The organism is Stieleria sp. JC731, assembly GCF_020966635.1.
Classification (GTDB): Bacteria; Planctomycetota; Planctomycetia; order Pirellulales; family Pirellulaceae; genus Stieleria.
Map to the genome: position 1 here is coordinate 142845 of NZ_JAJKFQ010000011.1, position 16389 is coordinate 159233.

At 53.9% G+C, this 16389-nt stretch carries 13 protein-coding genes; 7 read left to right on the forward strand and 6 right to left on the reverse strand.

What is annotated here, in order from left to right; all coding sequences use genetic code 11:
* Positions 1–109 precede the first annotated feature (109 nt).
* Together LOC67_RS17660 and LOC67_RS17665 are read left to right on the forward strand one after the other, a co-directional pair.
* Positions 110–808 (forward strand): ATP-binding protein, encoded by a 699-nt coding sequence (locus tag LOC67_RS17660; RefSeq protein ID WP_230263982.1) that lies wholly within the window; start codon positions 110–112, stop codon positions 806–808.
* A 30-nt stretch (positions 809–838) separates the two neighbouring features.
* Complete coding sequence (locus tag LOC67_RS17665) at positions 839–1453, forward strand: hypothetical protein (RefSeq protein ID WP_230263983.1); 615 nt, start codon at positions 839–841, stop codon at positions 1451–1453.
* 13 nt (positions 1454–1466) lie between these two features.
* On the opposite strand, the gene LOC67_RS17670 is transcribed toward LOC67_RS17665, so the two are convergent.
* Positions 1467–1883 (reverse strand): OsmC family protein, encoded by a 417-nt coding sequence (locus tag LOC67_RS17670; RefSeq protein WP_230263984.1) that lies wholly within the window; start codon positions 1881–1883, stop codon positions 1467–1469.
* A gap of 422 nt (positions 1884–2305) precedes the next feature.
* Between LOC67_RS17670 and LOC67_RS17675 the strand changes: the two genes are divergently transcribed.
* The 3 genes from LOC67_RS17675 (at position 2306) to LOC67_RS17685 (ending at position 4759) form a co-directional block, all read left to right on the forward strand.
* A complete protein-coding gene (locus tag LOC67_RS17675) occupies positions 2306–2545 on the forward strand; it encodes a hypothetical protein (RefSeq protein WP_230263985.1) in 240 nt (79 codons plus the stop codon).
* A 488-nt stretch (positions 2546–3033) separates the two neighbouring features.
* On the forward strand, positions 3034–3438 hold the full coding sequence (locus LOC67_RS17680) for a four helix bundle protein (RefSeq protein ID WP_230263987.1): 405 nt from the start codon (positions 3034–3036) through the stop codon (positions 3436–3438).
* Between the two features lie 826 nt (positions 3439–4264).
* Positions 4265–4759: a hypothetical protein gene (locus LOC67_RS17685; RefSeq protein WP_230263988.1), complete on the forward strand. Its 495-nt coding sequence runs from the start codon at positions 4265–4267 to the stop codon at positions 4757–4759.
* A 634-nt stretch (positions 4760–5393) separates the two neighbouring features.
* Here the strand turns inward: LOC67_RS17685 and LOC67_RS27620 are convergent.
* The 5 genes from LOC67_RS27620 to LOC67_RS17710 form a co-directional block, all read right to left on the reverse strand.
* On the reverse strand, positions 5394–8858 hold the full coding sequence (locus LOC67_RS27620) for an AsmA-like C-terminal region-containing protein (protein ID WP_230263989.1): 3465 nt from the start codon (positions 8856–8858) through the stop codon (positions 5394–5396).
* Between the two features lie 116 nt (positions 8859–8974).
* The gene (locus tag LOC67_RS17695; protein ID WP_230263990.1) at positions 8975–10549 is read right to left on the reverse strand and encodes a hypothetical protein; all 1575 of its coding nucleotides are present in this window, start codon (positions 10547–10549) and stop codon (positions 8975–8977) included.
* Positions 10546–11520: a glycosyltransferase family 2 protein gene (locus LOC67_RS17700; protein ID WP_230263991.1), complete on the reverse strand. Its 975-nt coding sequence runs from the start codon at positions 11518–11520 to the stop codon at positions 10546–10548. Before LOC67_RS17700 ends, LOC67_RS17695 begins: the two co-directional genes overlap by 4 nt.
* Positions 11521–11561: 41 nt before the next feature.
* Positions 11562–12758, reverse strand: a complete 1197-nt coding sequence (locus LOC67_RS17705) for a hypothetical protein (protein WP_230263992.1) — start codon at positions 12756–12758, stop codon at positions 11562–11564.
* Between the two features lie 553 nt (positions 12759–13311).
* Positions 13312–14106 carry a penicillin-binding protein activator LpoB gene (locus LOC67_RS17710; RefSeq protein ID WP_230263993.1) on the reverse strand — a complete coding sequence of 265 codons (795 nt, stop codon included), beginning with the start codon at positions 14104–14106 and terminating at the stop codon, positions 13312–13314.
* Between the two features lie 469 nt (positions 14107–14575).
* Between LOC67_RS17710 and LOC67_RS17715 the strand changes: the two genes are divergently transcribed.
* Both LOC67_RS17715 and LOC67_RS17720 read left to right on the forward strand, forming a co-directional pair.
* The gene (locus LOC67_RS17715) at positions 14576–15022 is read left to right on the forward strand and encodes a hypothetical protein (protein WP_230263994.1); all 447 of its coding nucleotides are present in this window, start codon (positions 14576–14578) and stop codon (positions 15020–15022) included.
* Between the two features lie 336 nt (positions 15023–15358).
* Complete coding sequence (locus LOC67_RS17720; RefSeq protein ID WP_230263995.1) at positions 15359–16360, forward strand: hypothetical protein; 1002 nt, start codon at positions 15359–15361, stop codon at positions 16358–16360.
* Positions 16361–16389 lie beyond the last annotated feature (29 nt).

Sequence of the window (16389 nt, forward strand, 5' to 3'; positions counted from 1 at the left end):
GTTGGTTGGGGCATCGCGGATTGGTATCGTTTCGTGCGGCATTTACCAATGCGACGCCTCGTGAGTGTATCATCAGTCTTGAAGTGGACCTCGATCAAAGGCCTGTGCCTTGAACCCTTCATTTGAATTTCAGCAGTCAAATCCTTTTGCGACGCGATTTGTCTCGCCGTCGAACGTGCGTTACCGATTTACGCACGGCGTCAGCGGAGCCAATCCGCAGACGATCGATATGTACCTGGAAGGGTTGCTGACTACTCTTCGCCAGACTCGGCGCGGGATTATCCTGGGGCCACATGGGACAGGTAAGTCGACACTGCTGCACACGTTTTTGCCAAAGCTACAGCGAAGCTTTCCGCGAGTCGCGTTTGAGCAAATCAACAACGATCCTTCATTGGGAATGATCGGCCGACTAAAAGAACGGCTCCGGGCCAGCAAGCGGATTCGCAAAGAGTTGCGTAGTCTGCCGCGTGAAGGGTTGCTGATCGTCGATGGGCTCGAGCAGCTCTTTCGCCTTTCAAGAATGCGCATCTTGAAAACGGCTGCCACGAAGAAGATTACTCTGCTGGCAACCTCGCACCAGCGAATGGCAGGTTGGAATGTGATTCATGAAACCAAGCCCACGCAAAAGTTGATTCAGTCACTCGCCGGTGATCTGCTTCAGGAGACTTCGTTCGAAATTCGGAAGATGGTTGACAGTCGTTTGAAGGACTGTAGGGTGACGCCGAAAACCAACGTTCGCGATTTGTGGTTCGAGATGTACGACTTGGTCGAGGATGCTCAATCCGCCGGTCCAAAGTATTCCGTCTGAATTTCCGGCAAGCCAAACGGCCTTCAATCAATGCGTCTCCCTGTCATTCTTGTGCAAAATCCACCTGCCGCTGGCAGTGCTGTCGCCGAAGCGCTGGTCGCGAGTCTCATTGGTTATCCCGGTCTGGATCTAACGCTGGTCGATCGTTTCGATTCGCTCGGTCCTGAATCGACCGACCGCATGACGCTGGCTGGGATTACGGTCCCCGCCGCGGTGCTGGATTGGCGCTTGCCAGAGGAATTGATTGAGACCCTTCGATCAATCGATTTTGATGGCTATCGGTGTGCTCATCGTTTGGACCCGGAAGCAAACGATCAGTCGATAACGCATCGGCGAAGGCTGTTTCTTTTTGATCTGCAACAACACCGTGATGCCGAAGTGATCGTGAATGAACTAGACCGATTGCGGCAATCACTGAGCGTCAAAACGGTATCACTGGGGGGGATTGGTGGGCCTGGTCGTCGAACTGAAACTTCCTCAGAGGTGTCGTCTGCCGTCGCGACTGAGTCGACTTCTGTTGGGGCTGTCGAGCGTCGTCCGGATTCGGAGAGCTCGACTGCACACCCGCGTATCAATCTGGGCAGCGATCCCAGTGACGACACTCTTGATGAACTGCTCGATCAACTCGACGATCTGGATGTCTAGCGAAGAAGCTTGACTAGACGTAGTGAAAGTCGATCGGGGCGTCGATATCTGGATGGATGCTTTGATGAACCGGGCAGTGACGCGCTGCCGTCTCCAATCGAGTTCGCATCGCTTGATCATCGATCACGTTGGCCGGAATTGTGACGACGCAGCGCAGTGCCCCGATCCGCCGAACCGGCTTCTGGATCATTTCTTTAGTGACCTGGACGTTGACTCCAGCTAAGTCCAGTTCGTGACGTTCACCAACGAGCGCAAGGATGGTCAAAATGCAGGTCCCAAGTGCGGTCGCGACCAAATCGGTCGGCGAGAAGGACTCACCTTTGCCTCCATTGTCGACGGGAGCGTCCGTCACGAGCTGTTTTCCACTAGGACCATGAGTGGCTTCGCATCCGAGTGTGCCGGTATAGACCGCTTTGATTTCCACTGCCATGACGAGGACTCTCCTTGCTGAGGTACGGTGACGGACATCGTTTTTCTAGCGATCTGGCAATGATCGCATTGACGGGGCCAGGCCGAAAGGTGCTGCCATTGAGCTGTCCGAAGACCCCTGCGTTCAAAAGCAGAAAAACTGGACCCAATCGGAACGGAAACTGCTAGTTACGACAAAAACATTATTTTTCTGGTGGATTTTCCGAACATCTGATTAGCGTTAAGTGACGATTACGGTTGTTGTTGGCGCATTAAGTGTTTTTCGATAACTGGAACTTGGATTGTCGATTCATCTCGACGCTTGCGATTGCTCCTGTTATCACTCCGCCCCAACTTAGTCCCGTTTATCCAGAAACATCCTTCGGCCCGATTCGCTGAGCTAAAGCGTCAGGAACTGAATCTCGCCGACCTGGAGAAAGGCCGATGGCTACTACAATCACACGCGATGGGCGTACTGCCCAAATGATCTGTCGAATTGATTCGGTGTTGTCCAACCACCGTGATCTTGCACAGTATCGGATGGGGTTAGACATTACCCTGGAAGGTTCCCGGATCGTCGTCCGAGGACACTTACCATCGGTTGCATTAAAGCAAGCGTTGCTACCAGCGATTCGGCAAGCCGGCGTTTTAGGCCAGGTTTGCAATTGCGTCGAAGTCAGCTGACTCGCGAGCCGCGTCGCTGCTCCTGGTCGCAAGAGGGCTTGGGCCGGTGAGGTTCTGTGGGGCGTCGAGTACGAGTCCGGCGGCGTCTTTTCCGAATCGTACTCGTACTCAGGCTTCAGCCGGTGCTCGTTTCATCGTACTCGAATTGCCGCTGTCTGCTCGGTTCTTCCGGCGTGGTTTTATGGGGGCGTCGAGTACGAGTAGGAGTCCCGCTTCGCTGAGTACGAGTAGGACGGTGTTTTTTTAAAATCGTACTCGTACTCAGGCTTCAGCCGGTACTCGTTTCTTCGTACTCGAGATTTCCGCTGTCTGCTCGGTTTTCTTCGGCGTGGATTTTTAATGAGCGTCGGAGTATGAGTAGGACGGGATTTAGGTCTGGGGCCACCACCGGGGCGCACTCAACGACTAAAATCGACTACAGTACAACAGTCAATTCAATTTTCTTTGCTTGGCAGCCGTCGCAATCTTCTTTCAATTCGGACGAAGCGATGATGAAGCAGCCGATCTTTGATCATGACCGTCTGGATGTCTATCGCCTCGCGATCGACTACGTTGCATCATCATTTTCAATTGCGAAAGAATTGAATGGCTGCCATCGACATGCTCGTGACCAATGGCTTCGTGCGGCGCAATCGATTCCGCTGAATATTGCCGAAGGGAATGGGAAGCGGAGCCTCAAGGATCGGAGTCGGTTTCTTGATATCGCACGAGGTTCCGCATTAGAGTGCGTTGCGATTCAAGATGTTCTGGCTGTCACGGAAGGAATGTCGGCTGAAGATCATCTTCATTTGAAACGAATGCTTCATCGTCTCGTTTCGATGATCACAAGATTGATTGCAAGGTCGGAGACCGTTTCGGAAAGCTCGGCGGAATATGAAGTTGTGACTGCTTAGAATCGAGCAAAATTGGCCTGGATTCCCAGGGCGTCTTTTCCAAATCGTACTCAGGCTTCGGCCGGTACTCGTTTCTTCGTACTCGAGATTTCCGCCGTTGGCTCGGTTCTTACCGGCGTGGTTCTATGGGGCGTCGAGTACGAGTAGGAGTACCGCTTCGCCGAGTACGAGTCGGACGGCGTCTTTTCCGAATCGTACTCGTACTCAGGCTTTTGCCGGTACTCGTTTCTTCGTACTCGAATTTCCGTAGTTGGCTCGGTTCTTTCGCATGGTTTTGGTGAGCGTCCATGAGCAAATTGCAAATGGAACCAAACCGACCCCGTTCTCAGCGTCAACGATCGAGAAGACTGACAATCGGTCATTCACTTCTTTTTCTCGCCGAGTTTAGATCGATCGCCGCAGAGCTTTGATCGTGCATATGGAATTTATTGTTGCTCTGGGGTTCATCTTTCGAGACCCAGGTTGGAAAACTTTGGATGTCGATCGTTGCAGAAATGGTTGCGTTTTGGACCTGCGGTGACGTGCATTTCTATATGTATGGAACGGGTGGTTCGCATTGGTTTACTATTTATTATACTGACGTTTTTTCTAGGGCGACTACGTCGCGTTCGTCGATCACCATTGTAAGGATCACAACTGGGGCTCCATGAATTCTTTGTCCATTGATTGTGCTTGTGGCAAACGTCTGTCGGTGAGGAAAGATTTAGCTGGGAAGCGAGTGCGTTGCCCGAACTGCAGTTCTGTTGTCACGGTACATGCCAACGCACCGACACAATCCAAAGCAACGGCGCAGGCAACCGTTATCACTTGTCGATGCGGACAGCGGATGAGCGTTCCAGATAACCTGCAAGGCCAACAGGTTCGCTGCCCGAAATGTTCCCAGGTGGTGACGCGACGCACCAATGTTCCGTCTCCGGAAGTCGCCGATCCATTTGCTAACTTGGAAACGTCCATTGGTACGCCATCACCATTTATGGCACCGGCTTCGACGCCTACTGCAAAGAAAACTAGTCCTTCACGAACTTCATCGTATTACCGAAGCTATGCCGAAGTTCCTTGGTTACGGAAGTCCGGCACCCATACGGTCTTCTTCGTTCTGCATTTGCTTTCGTTTGGCATCTTGCCATTTTTGCTGATCACGTGTGTTGTTCTGGTGACCGGTCCCGTTTTCTACAATCAGCAAGAAGCCAACGGGACTCTCAAGACATGGAGCTCAGCGAACACGATCGTTGCATTCTTGTTATTAATACCGTCATTGCTTGTGATAGGGCTCTTCGGAGTCGCTTTTGTCGGTGGCGTCATGAGAGCTTTTGCAAGTTAAATGCAAAGCCGTCGATTGTCGTTTCCATGAGCTGACGTTTATGCTGCGGCACGGGATTCGATCGGATCCACTTCATCTTAATGAAACGGCAGTGGCTTCGACGTCATTCGTGCATTCATTCACTCAGGGTGCCTCATTATCGATCTTTTGCCGGCAAGGTTTTTTGGTTGTCGAGTATGGGGCGGAGTCCCGCTTCGCTGAGTATGAGTAGTACGGTGTTTTTTTCCAATTCGTACTCGTACTCAGGCTTCGGCCGATACTCGTTTCGTCGTACTCGAATTTCCGCAGTGGCTCGGTTTTCTTCGGCGCGGTTTTATGGGAGTGTCGAGTACGAGTAGGAGAACCGCTTCGCTGAGTACGAGTAGGACGGCGTCTTTTCCGGATCGTACTCGTACTCAGGCTTCAGCCGGTACTCGTTTCTTCGTACTCGAATTTCCGCAGTGGCTCGGTTTTCTTCGACGCGGTTTTATGGGGCGTCGAGTACGAGTAGGAGTCCCGCTTTGCTGAGTACGAGTCGGGCGGCGTCTTTTCCAAATCGTACTCGTACTCAGGCTTTTGCCGGTACTCGTTTCTTCGTACTCGAATCGCCGCAGTTGGCTCGGTACATCGGGTTTGAAAACACTTCGGCGGCGAGCTATTGCAGCATCCTGCCGACTCCGGCGGTGCGGTCTTTTCGTTTGGGTTCTCGTGGAGGATTCATTCCTTCGAAAAGCTTCTCGAAGCGAAGGCCGACGTTCTCCAACGCTTTTCGTTGAATACTGGGATCATTGACCGGGCCACTGACTTCGACAGTCCACAGTGTGTATCGATCAGCTGCAAGCGGCCGAAGGATTCTGGTAAACGTGTTACGCGGCGAGACCCGGGTATTGAACGTCAGATCAATATTCTTTCGGCGGTCCATCGTACCGCTGCCGTGAAGAGCGATCAGGCTTCCCCAGATCTTCAAGTTATTGAACTCGACTTGATCTTCGATCAGTGTGTAGTCGATTTCAGCATTCGTGAACGCAGACTCTTCGTTCGGGGTGATCGATAGGACGTTCAGTAGCTGTACCAGAACCGGCAGCTGATAAAGATTGGCACCTTCAATTGTGGCTTTACCTCGGCCACGAAGAAGGTCACGAGTTCCCAGGAGACCTTCCAAGTTCATGTTCGCGTTCAATGTGCCGGTCAGTTCTTGCTCTCCCTGACCAATGTCGGAAAGGACAACGGGAACCGAAGCACCGTCCAATGCAAGCCGGACATTGAAACTAGCGTCCGAGAGCGTCATGTTGCCATCAAGCTGAAGCACACCGTCAAACAACTGTCCTTCGATCGGCCTCGCATCGAGTTCGCCATTTTGCCGAACCCCAAGTCGCAATCGTTCATCGCGAATTTGAAACGGACCTCGGATTTGCGTGATCTGCAAATCGTTGACATGCATCGAATCGATTTGCACTTCGCCCTGTGCCGAGATCCCGGTGGAGTCTTTGCGGCCACGTATATCGAGTTCACCTCGTAATGAGTGAACCGGTCCGACGTCACCGATGCGGTTGCCTTCGAGTTGTAGCTTCAAGTCCCATCCGAAGATCGGTTCGGGATGAGTCGCGTCGGACAACAGGGTTTCCGTCAGACCGCTAAGTCCGACAGGGCCACGCAAATTCAGCTCTCGAACGGCAGCTCGCATTTGTTCGGGCAAGGCCGCTGCAAACTCGGCATCCGGGACAAGTCGGCTTCCGTTGTGAACATCGATCGCGAGTAACCATCGGCCGTCGGCGATCCGCTTGCAGCTTCCGTCGGCCGAAACGTTCGAACCGCCATGTTCGGCTTGGACCGATTCGATGTAGACGCTGTCCTTTTCATAGCGAACGGATCCTTGAGTAATATCCAGTCGATAAGGCAGCGACTTCGGTTGTAGCCGCAGCGTTTCCGAGCCGATTTGGTGTTGGTCGTACTGCCTAGCGATCACACTTAAATCGAGTGGAGTCGTGTAGCCATCGCGTTTGACAGCGATCTTCAGATGATCAAGAACACCACTGGGGGCCAAGTTATCCCAGGTCTCTTGAGAGGGTTTGGGCAATGCTCGTCGAAGCGCTTCATCCAACGCGACGTTCATGGCATCAAAGTTAAGTACCATGATGTCGGTCTGCGGGACGATTCGATCTTCAGCAAGCGAATCCGGCGGGGGCGGAAGCACATAGTTCCCGTTGCACTGAATGACGCCACCGTTGGAATTGGCTGCGTTGAATTCGCGAAGGGTCACTAGGTCGTCGTTGATCTGAACTTTGCCAGTCAGATTGTGCAGCGGATAAGGAAACAGGTCAAAACGAAGCGTCCCATCACTGATCGCCAATTCAACATCCCGATGTTTGCTTCCATCTGCATCGGTTCGCAGCGTTCCACGGACGAGATGCACGCCGCCGAGTGGATTGAGAGAGCGAATGAACTGTTCTAACTTTGTCGTCGATTCACCACGTGGGGTGAGCGCATTGAGCAGGTCATTGTTAATCGCAATCGGGCCATCCATCGCGACCGAAAAGACCTTGGGAGAATCCGGCAAAGGTTTGGTTGGAACATCAAACAAACACTGCATCAAACGGCCGCCAACCCGCCCGCTCATCAAGGAGCTTTTAAGCCGTCCGTCGCTGACCGTCACGGCACCACTAAGTTGCTGCACCGGGTAAGGAAACTTGTCAAAGTTCACGTCGACGCCTTTGCAGCGAATTTCTGCATCGGTTTCGACTTTGCCGTTCACCAAGTCAAACCTGGCTCGCGGAATGTCAACAATTCCGCTCGGTTCAAGTTTCTTCCAGCCTTCTTTCAGTTTTTCAGGGATGACCGCAGCGAATCTTTGGTCGAGCACGAGGTCATAGACCGAAAGGTCCAGTCCACCTTCCAACATCACCAGGGACTGATCGCTGTTGCTAGTCGGTGAAATCGCTGCGGGAACGGACGGTGAAGTCTTTGGTGAAAGGCTTTGTTGAACAATCAGGCCAGGAATCTTGATTGGCGTTTTGGTCTTCACATTTCCGCTGAAAACCATGCGGGCTTCGCCCCAATATCCTTGGCAGGCTTCGAGCCTGACTTCGGGAATGCCGCTTGAATCAATCGATGCGGTCACCATGCCTCGGATGCCTTGGACCGGCATGACAGACGATGGATGCTGGAATGAGCCTTCGTGGATTTTGCTTTGCGAAGTCAACTGCGCGAGCTGTCCAGCTCGCAGCGTTGCTGAGATTTTTGTATCGGAAAGTAGGTGAAGGCCGCGGAGATGATCCAGTTGCTTAAGACGTTCGCGGTAGGGAGCGGGAACTTGGTCGATCAAGTTTCCGTCGACGCGAGCGCCATCAATATCACAGGTCAGTGTTCCGCTACTACCGACCAGTGACATTTGAAGCAAAAAGCTATCTGCCAACGTGGAAGATCCGACGGCTTGAAACGCGGTCGAGCAGGCTGCTCTGTCGGACGTCGGTTCAGCAGCGTTGGCTTGTACGGCATGCTTCAACATGACCGCTTTGGAGATTTCAAGTTGCAGTGGCCTAGCGCCTTCTTGCTGCGACTCAAATGTCACCTGAGCATTGCGAAGTTCCATTCGTGGACAGATCCCATCACCAAATTTTGGTGCCGGCAACAATCGCTCAAGCGAGATCTTTCCCGATGGATCAACCCAAGCGTGTCCACGAAGTCCGCTGACCAGAACACGTTTGGTGACGATCGGATTTTGCTTGTCCATCAATTTGGCAAAGTCCGCTTTCGCGAACACGACAATACGATCGATCCGCAGCAACTCGCGCGAGGGGCCATTGGAAAGGCCAAGTTTCTCGATCGCCCTTTCGATCGCCGGTGCCGCCGATGGTCGATCCGGCGGAACGCCAAATCGGACGTCTTCCAGGATCAAACCGATATTGGGCTCAACACGGCCATGCCCGATCGTGACGTCCAGGTCTGGATACTGTTCACTGAGCAATTGTTGAACGTGTCGGCGGACTTGGTTGCCGACCGTTTGTGGACCGATGAAGCGCACGACGAAGACGATCGCGGCGATCAGCAAGACACCCACCATCCATCGAGAGATCTTTCCCGGTGGCGCAGGCTTCTTCGTTTCGGCTTCCTTGCCGTTCACGTGATGACGTCGATACCAGCTGAATGACGAGAGATGTGGTGAGCCGAATGACCGTCGTCATCCGGTTGCCGGTGACACGATTTTTCGCGCACCATCAAACACGGATACTAGTTTTCTCATCCGGTCACAATCCAGCCCAAAAACGTCCAGAAGCGGTATAGCCAGGGAGACTGCCAGGGACTGTTGAGTGCTGTCGACATCGAAATGATGCTTGATGCTAGCAATGCGAGGCCCAGTGCCCTTCCCCAAGTTCGCTCGGCTAGCCAGTTTGCCGGCTGGGAACAGGCAAACAACCACAGCGGGGCGAACCACAGCATCCAGCGGAAGCAAACACTGACACCGCCGTAGTTTCGATCGATCTCTGGTCGCATGACATAAAACGCCAAGCAGACGACTGTCGCAGTGGTGATCGCTGCTAGCAATAGCATGTGTTCGCGTTTCCCAGCCGAGAACGCACCGGCGAATCCGATTGGGACCAGAAACCAAATCGGGGTCAGTGAAAATAGGCCGTAGTGACCGATCGTCATGTTCGCAAAGTAAGTCAATCGCGACGGTTCACCTCGGTCAACGCCTTGTCGCCTTCCGTCGACCCAGTAGCTACCGGGGTAGTCATACCAGTCGTCCCATGCCCGGATTTCTCGCGAGCCGTTTTCGTTTTCGATCAGCCCTAGCTGTGTTTTTCCGTCGACAAGGACTCGCTCCCGATTTTCCACACGTGAAGGGAAGCGTTGAACTGTTGAAGTATCCGTTGCCAAACCCTGCTCCACCAGCAGAGCTTTTAGCCTATCGGTTTCATCACCGATCTCGCCGATGTCGGCGACAAGCAATTCGCCATCCCCGCGGTGTGTGTAGGGTGGTCGAAGACTTTGGTGCGCGATCCAATTCGTCGAAAAGAACGCTATGGCGATGATCGCGACGCCTAGCGAGTAACCGAGGATGCCTTCGCGGCGAACCAGCAATAACAGCCCACCGAAGAAGACCGTCATCGAAAGTGCGGGCAGTTCGTTAGCTGCCAATAATCCTCCCGCGAGGCCGGCGAGTAGCCACCAGCCAAAGCCCTGTTTGTGATCGAACGATCGGACAAACACGTATAGAGCGGTAGCCGCGCAAGCTGCGGCCGGCAAGTGATTGTTCAGCGCGATCGTGAAAGGAACTAACATCGTTCCCAAGCAAGTTGCGGCGGCCAGAAAGCACTTGGCCCAAGCGTTCGGCGTGACTCGATCGATTGAAGCGATTGTCGCCAATAGAAAGATCAGCAGCGTCGGTACATTCACCAACCAAAGGATGATGCGAGCGATGTAGATCGGTTGATCGCTGAGCCACATCCCCATGGTATTGGCAACGCAGTAGTAAACACCGGCGTAGATGGTTGGCAACAAAGGCGGCTTGCTGCTGTAGTAATGAAGTTTTCCGTCTCTGCCTTTGTGACGTACCAGATCGATCGTTGACCAAGGACGGCGGTTGCGTTTCGCACCACGTCGATTCAGGTATCCGTCGATTTCATAGCTGCCGTGTTCGACAAGGGCCGCGATGGTGCACCAGCGAGACCGATCGTTCGCACTTAAAAAAGCAGTGTCGCCTTCGCGGCTGATCACGACCGCAATCCGACCGGAGACGATCGAGAGCGTCGCGACAATCAACAGGGCGTAAACGCTTCGCGTCCAAGTGGCATCGGAACGGAAATCGCTCATTCGGCCGACTCCGTTTCTTCGGCGATGCTGTAGGGCGATTTTGTTTGTTCGGACAAGGAGACAATCAATTCAGACAACAAGCCAGCTAAGAACAATTGTGATCCCAACAGTAACGCGGTGATGCAGTAGTAAAAAAGAGGTGACCGATGGAGGTGAAAGTCTTCCATCGCTTCGATCTGCCAAGACAGAACACGGTGAATCGAAAGGTAGATCATGCCGAGACCACCGGTAATGAAAAACAGCATGCCTATCGCACCGATGAAGTGGAATGGGCGTTTTCCAAATGTGGTTAGGAAAAAGATCGAAAGCAAATCCAAGAAGCCTTTCGCCAACCGCGACACGCCATATTTGCTCTGACCGAATTGCCGGGCGTGGTGAACCACCGAAACTTCGCCAATCTTCCAGCCACGCGCGGCCGCCAGAACCGGAACAAATCGGTGGCGTTCGCCATAAAGCGTGACGTCTTTGGTAACCGGCTGGCGGTAGGCTTTGAAACCACAATTGTGATCGTTTAGCTTGACCCCGGTTAAACGGCTAACCAATCGATTGAACACCTTGCTGGGCATTGTCTTGTCTAGCGGGTCATGCCGCTTTTGTTTCCAGCCACTAACGACGTCGTATCCTTCGTCCAGCTTGGCCAGGAACTTGGGGATCTCAACAGGGTCATCTTGCAGGTCGGCATCCATCGTGAAAACGATATCGCCTTGGGCACGGGCGAACCCGGCGGCCAGAGCGGCTGCTTTGCCAAAGTTTCGGCGAAAGCGAAGTCCAACGACATGGGATTTCTCCCGCGACAGCGAGACGATTCGAGGCCATGTCTGATCGGTCGACCCATCATCAATGAACAGGATATCGTGCGTCAGCCCCAAGCCATGACAGACTTCGTCGATCTTTTCGACCAGGGTTGCGACCGTGTCCTCTTCGTTCATCGTGGGGATCACGAAAGTCGCCGATCCCGGTGTAGCATTCATTGGTTCTATCTGTCCCGCCTGAGCAATATGAAGTGCTCATCTTATCTTGGCGGCGAGACCACGGAAACAATGCTTTCAGGTGCAAAGACAAACAGGTAGGTGTTTCGGCCATCGACAATTTCGACCGATTGGCGATGCGGGGCGGAAAACGCACCCCCGTCGGGGCCTAAGCCAGAAAGATCAACACTGTGCTCACCGATAGGCAATTCGGCACGGAGAACTTGAAATTCACGTGGCAGCATGGACCAACAGCGGGTGTCGGCATGTTCGGTCGCTGCCCACGCGTTGACGGCGGCAAACTGAAAGACCGAAGCCGCGTTGCCATTGAGCCCGAGTGCTCCTGAAGCTGTCGAAACACTGGCTTCTTTGATCGCCCGTCGAGCTACTGCCCGGCCGATGATCCACGGCATCTCTGCTTCCAAGCGTTCGCTCGCGAGGTTCGCCACATCCGTCAACGGCTGAGTCGCCCCTAGGAAAGGGCCGCCGCCGAGCGAAACGCCGACGGCCGCGATGGGGCTCGGTGGGACGTAGACCTGTGGGACCTTGACCTCGGCGATCGTGGGTAGAACGATTGTGTCGTCATCCTCGTCGTCTTTCTTATTCACACTCGCATGGCGTACCAAGGTGGATGCGATTTGCAATGATTGCGTCGTCGTTGGGGCAACCGATTCGATCAGTTGGGGGCCCACCCCGACAAATGCGATGACGTAAAGCACGCCGTGCCCGGGCCGACTGTGAACGCCTTCGCCGACTCGCTGAATGTCTTCTGCGGCGGGAAGAAAGCTTGGCTGGATCGCACTGACCAACTGAAATGAACGCAGCGCGTCGTCGTAGTTCTGATGAGTCGCTTCGCGGAGTGTTCCGTGCAGGTACGGTGCTAACGCGACTGCCAAGGTGTTCGCTTCTTGATCAGATTTCGCAACATCGACGAGGTCTCTTGATCGCGTTTGGGCCTGCAAGCAGTACGCGGAAGCATCACCGCTGCCTGAGGCCAGTGACGTGACGGCAAGCATCGAACGCAGGAGGACTTGCTCATAACCGGCGAGCTGAAAATCTCGCTTGGTATCATCGGTTGCAAGCGACGCGGCGTCGTCCAGGCCAACTCCGCCAACCGTGTCAAAGTGATCGCGGAGCTTTCGCAAACGCGACTCGGCTTGCCCGCTATCACCTTGAGCCAGATTGACGATCGCCAAATCAAGCTCACTGACAGACCGTGCTTTCTTCCTTCCGTCACTCAATTTTTCAAGTGTCGTCGCTGCAGCGGCTAAGTTGCCTGTCCGAAAAGCCGCATGCGCGTCGGCAAGCTTGGGGCCGTTAGTGCGACAGCCTACCAGCAGCGCGCAGACACACGCGGTCGACCAAGCGATTGTCGGTCGATGCAGCGATAATCTTCGCGTCGATCGCTGAAGCAAGTTGTGTGTGCCTTCTTTCGCGTGTATCCAACAGGTTCAACTTTGGTCGGACCGGGGTGCGCCTAGGATTTGCCGCATGGCGGTAGCCACGGTTTCGGTTCAATAAACCGGGGCTAACGCCCGTCGGCTGATAACTCGAACCCATCTTTTCATGTCGAACGAAGCACTAATGCCTCGTTCCAACTCGATTTTAGGATTAGCCGCATGGCGTTAGCCACGATTTCGGTTCAATAACCGGGGCTAACGCCCGTCGGCTGATAACTCGAACCCATCTTTTCATGTCGAACGAAGCACTAGGCGTGATCTGACACCGGGGGCCGCGTTAAACCTGCTTGGACGATCTATCCCGACCTGCGGATATAACCTGTTTGCGGTTCGATCAACCATCTGCTTGGTCGAAAAAGCCGTAGTTCCACCATTTGCCGGCGCGGGACTTGGAATAGCCTTTGCGGATCTTGGCCGATTCCTTCAAGAAGTCGCCGGTGTGAACATTGACCATTTCCAGGGTCAGCAGGTAGTCACGTTGGCTTGACTTATTGCGGTCGGTGGTGCCTGTCGTGATGGTCGCGAACAACAGGTAGTCCACAGGCGAACCACTGCGGCCAAGCGTCGCGGTGAACGCGTCACGGTTGGCGGGCAAGAACAGCGAATCTGGACGGAGCCGGCATTCACGCAGTGCCGTTTCGACAACTCGTCGGCTGATCGCGCGATACGAACCGGAATTAATCTGGCTATCGATTTGTTCGTACAACTGGTCTTTGAAGTCGCCCAATTCTTCGGCGCTCTTGTTTTCGATGCCAACGAAACAGATCGTCGAAGGTCCGCCGGAGGCAAGTGCCGCATTGATCGCTTGGGGATCCATTGGCATATCGTCAGAAACTTCGAAAGCCACCGGTTGGACATTGGGTGGGCAGCGGGACAGCAGCTGTGCGACCGACTGTTCGACAAGGGGGTTCCAGGTCGCCGCACCAGCGGCATGACTGCCGACCAGATCCTTGTCTTCATTGGCCAGCAAATGACCGTACTGTCGACCTGCGCACCCTGTGATTGCTGTCATAATCATCGCAATCGCAAAGTAGGTGCAGGCATGGGCCGATACCGGCCGGAAAAGCATGGCCGCGAGCGGCTTATTCGGCGATACGAGGCGGGACAGCCGTTTGATTCGTCGATCCATGACGTGTGCTTCCTAACGAAGGTGGCTAAAACACTCCGATTTTGACCCAATAGGCTGGCGTGACAGCGTTGTGAACGCGATCAAAAGCCGCCAAAATCTCGTAACGGGATGAAATTTCGGTAGGGTCACTTGCCGGAACCGGCTTAGGTATCAAAATGTGCGTCCATTGGACTAGGCTGATCTGCGTCATGGGTAGCCGGCACCTGGGCCATGACAGATCGGACGTCAGTCCGTACCCGTAACGGACTATCGGCATCGTGGCCAGTCTTTATCCACAAGTTACGGCGGCGAATATCAGTCGCCCGTGCTTGCCTGCACACCCCTGAGATGACGGATCGGTGCCGCGGCATTTCGACCCGTCGGCCGATCCACTTGCGGCTTTCGAACGGTCAACTGGTTCCTTCTGGTCCCGGGACAACTAAATTACCCGCTTCCATTCCCCACAATTATTTGTAACTCCGGTTTTTTGATGAGTGTTGCCCTAGCCGATTCCGTAGCTGAACAGCTGAACCCACTGACGTCCGTCAGCCCGACCGTGGGCAATGTTCCACATTGGCAAACAGGTGGGATCGTCAAAAATCCAGCCGTCTCTGGGGATATGGACGACGACGATGACGACGACATGGACGATGACGACGACGGCGATGGCTTCGACGACGACATGGGCGGCGAGGAAGTCGATGACGAGTTCAACGACGGGCTGGACGACGACGACGATTTAGATGACTTCGACGACATCGACGAAGATGACTTCGATGACGACTTCGACGATGACTTCGAAGAAGAACTCAACGACGACTACGAAATCGAAATTGACGACGAAATCAGTGACGAATTCGGCCTCAGCACCGGCAAGGACGACGAGGAACAAGAAGACGTCGAACTGGATGATTTCGAAGACTTCGACAACGTCTAGATCCGCTTCCCCCACCAACGGCGATCGAACGAATCTTCAGCACCGATCGAGTGCCCCGGTTCGTTCCATCTAAAATCTAAAGCCTCATACGCCGTTGTTTTTTAGCCGATTCGCGGTGTGTTTCGATCTACTTTAGGTCGCGATACGCCGCGAATATCTGAGCCGATCTGGGGCGATTCTCTAGACGCCCCCTAGGGAAATGCTCTGCACCGAGGGCGAAAACGATGTCCTCGGGAAAAAGTTTTTCTTTTCGCGTAACAGTTTCGTTGCAGCTCCGCTTGTCTGTTCGAGACGCCAAAGCGTCTTTCTTTTCTACGACAACTGGATTTACACAACATGCGAAAACACAGCTGCTACCGAATCGGAACCGGACTTCAAAACTTGGAATCACGCCGACTGCTGGCTGCCGATGCGTTCGACTTCGAAGACCTGAAAGATTCGGTGAAACCTGAAGCCGCGGAAGTTTCGAAAGTCGAAGTCTCGACAGAAATCGATCTGAAAAATGGTCTCGACGCATCGAAAATCGTCGAAGACCTAGCCGGAAAAATCGCTGGTGAAAACGTTGACAATTTTGGAAGCGGGAAGCTGGGCGGGATCAGCGATACGTTCGAAATTTCGCCCGATGATTTGGGGCTAAACAAAGGTCAGGACAATCTTAATTCGGAAGCCCTAACCGGGGCCAAAGCCGGGACGTTGACGACCGAAATGGCAGAACGACAGGGGCGAGCGCAGGAGGAGCAAGCCGATCAGGAAAATGTCGGACGCTACCACGGTAATCATGGTTCGAATGTCGCTTTGCATGATGCGAACAATGCAGCAGATAGGGCCGCGCAGACCGAATCGAAGCAGCATGAGGACGAAACGGACAATGCGTCGAACAATGCCGAAGTCTTTCTGTATCTGACCAGCGACGAATACGATGAAGATGGCAACCCAATCGATGATGGTAGCGAGGGCGACACAGGTGACGAGGGCGATGCCGGTGATGATGTTGACTCCGGAACCGAAATGCCCAACCCCGACAATGATCGCGGAGATGGGAACGAACCTTTTGGGGCTCCGACTGGCGGAAAGGCCAGCGGTGGCGAGGCATCACCTGACAATGATCCGCTAACGCGTAACGATCTGACTCGTGATCCCGTTGGTGAAGAAAGCAATTCGAAAGAGCCTGCCCCAGAGGTCGGTTCCAACAACGGTGGTCTTGTCACCAACCCATCACCTGACGGAAAGGATGAAGGAGGCGTCATCGTTGGAGCACTCGCCGGTGAACGGGCTGTTGATATTGTCTTCCACAACTACAACGGCACCTACGATCCACTACCCGGCGACCTGATCTAAGAAGTCAAGCCAAAGCTTGCAACGCCAAC

What these genes read in the sequence shown, in the direction of transcription:
- LOC67_RS17665 (WP_230263983.1), top strand. Translation starts at nt 839, where the DNA reads ATGCGTCTCCCTGTCATTCTTGTGCAAAATCCACCTGCCGCTGGCAGT.
- LOC67_RS17670 (WP_230263984.1), bottom strand. Translation starts at nt 1,883, where the DNA reads ATGGCAGTGGAAATCAAAGCGGTCTATACCGGCACACTCGGATGCGAA.
- LOC67_RS17675 (WP_230263985.1), top strand. Translation starts at nt 2,306, where the DNA reads ATGGCTACTACAATCACACGCGATGGGCGTACTGCCCAAATGATCTGT.
- LOC67_RS17680 (WP_230263987.1), top strand. Translation starts at nt 3,034, where the DNA reads ATGATGAAGCAGCCGATCTTTGATCATGACCGTCTGGATGTCTATCGC.
- LOC67_RS17685 (WP_230263988.1), top strand. Translation starts at nt 4,265, where the DNA reads ATGAGCGTTCCAGATAACCTGCAAGGCCAACAGGTTCGCTGCCCGAAA.
- LOC67_RS17695 (WP_230263990.1), bottom strand. Translation starts at nt 10,549, where the DNA reads ATGAGCGATTTCCGTTCCGATGCCACTTGGACGCGAAGCGTTTACGCC.
- LOC67_RS17700 (WP_230263991.1), bottom strand. Translation starts at nt 11,520, where the DNA reads ATGAATGCTACACCGGGATCGGCGACTTTCGTGATCCCCACGATGAAC.
- LOC67_RS17710 (WP_230263993.1), bottom strand. Translation starts at nt 14,106, where the DNA reads ATGGATCGACGAATCAAACGGCTGTCCCGCCTCGTATCGCCGAATAAG.
- LOC67_RS17715 (WP_230263994.1), top strand. Translation starts at nt 14,576, where the DNA reads ATGAGTGTTGCCCTAGCCGATTCCGTAGCTGAACAGCTGAACCCACTG.
- LOC67_RS17720 (WP_230263995.1), top strand. Translation starts at nt 15,359, where the DNA reads ATGCGAAAACACAGCTGCTACCGAATCGGAACCGGACTTCAAAACTTG.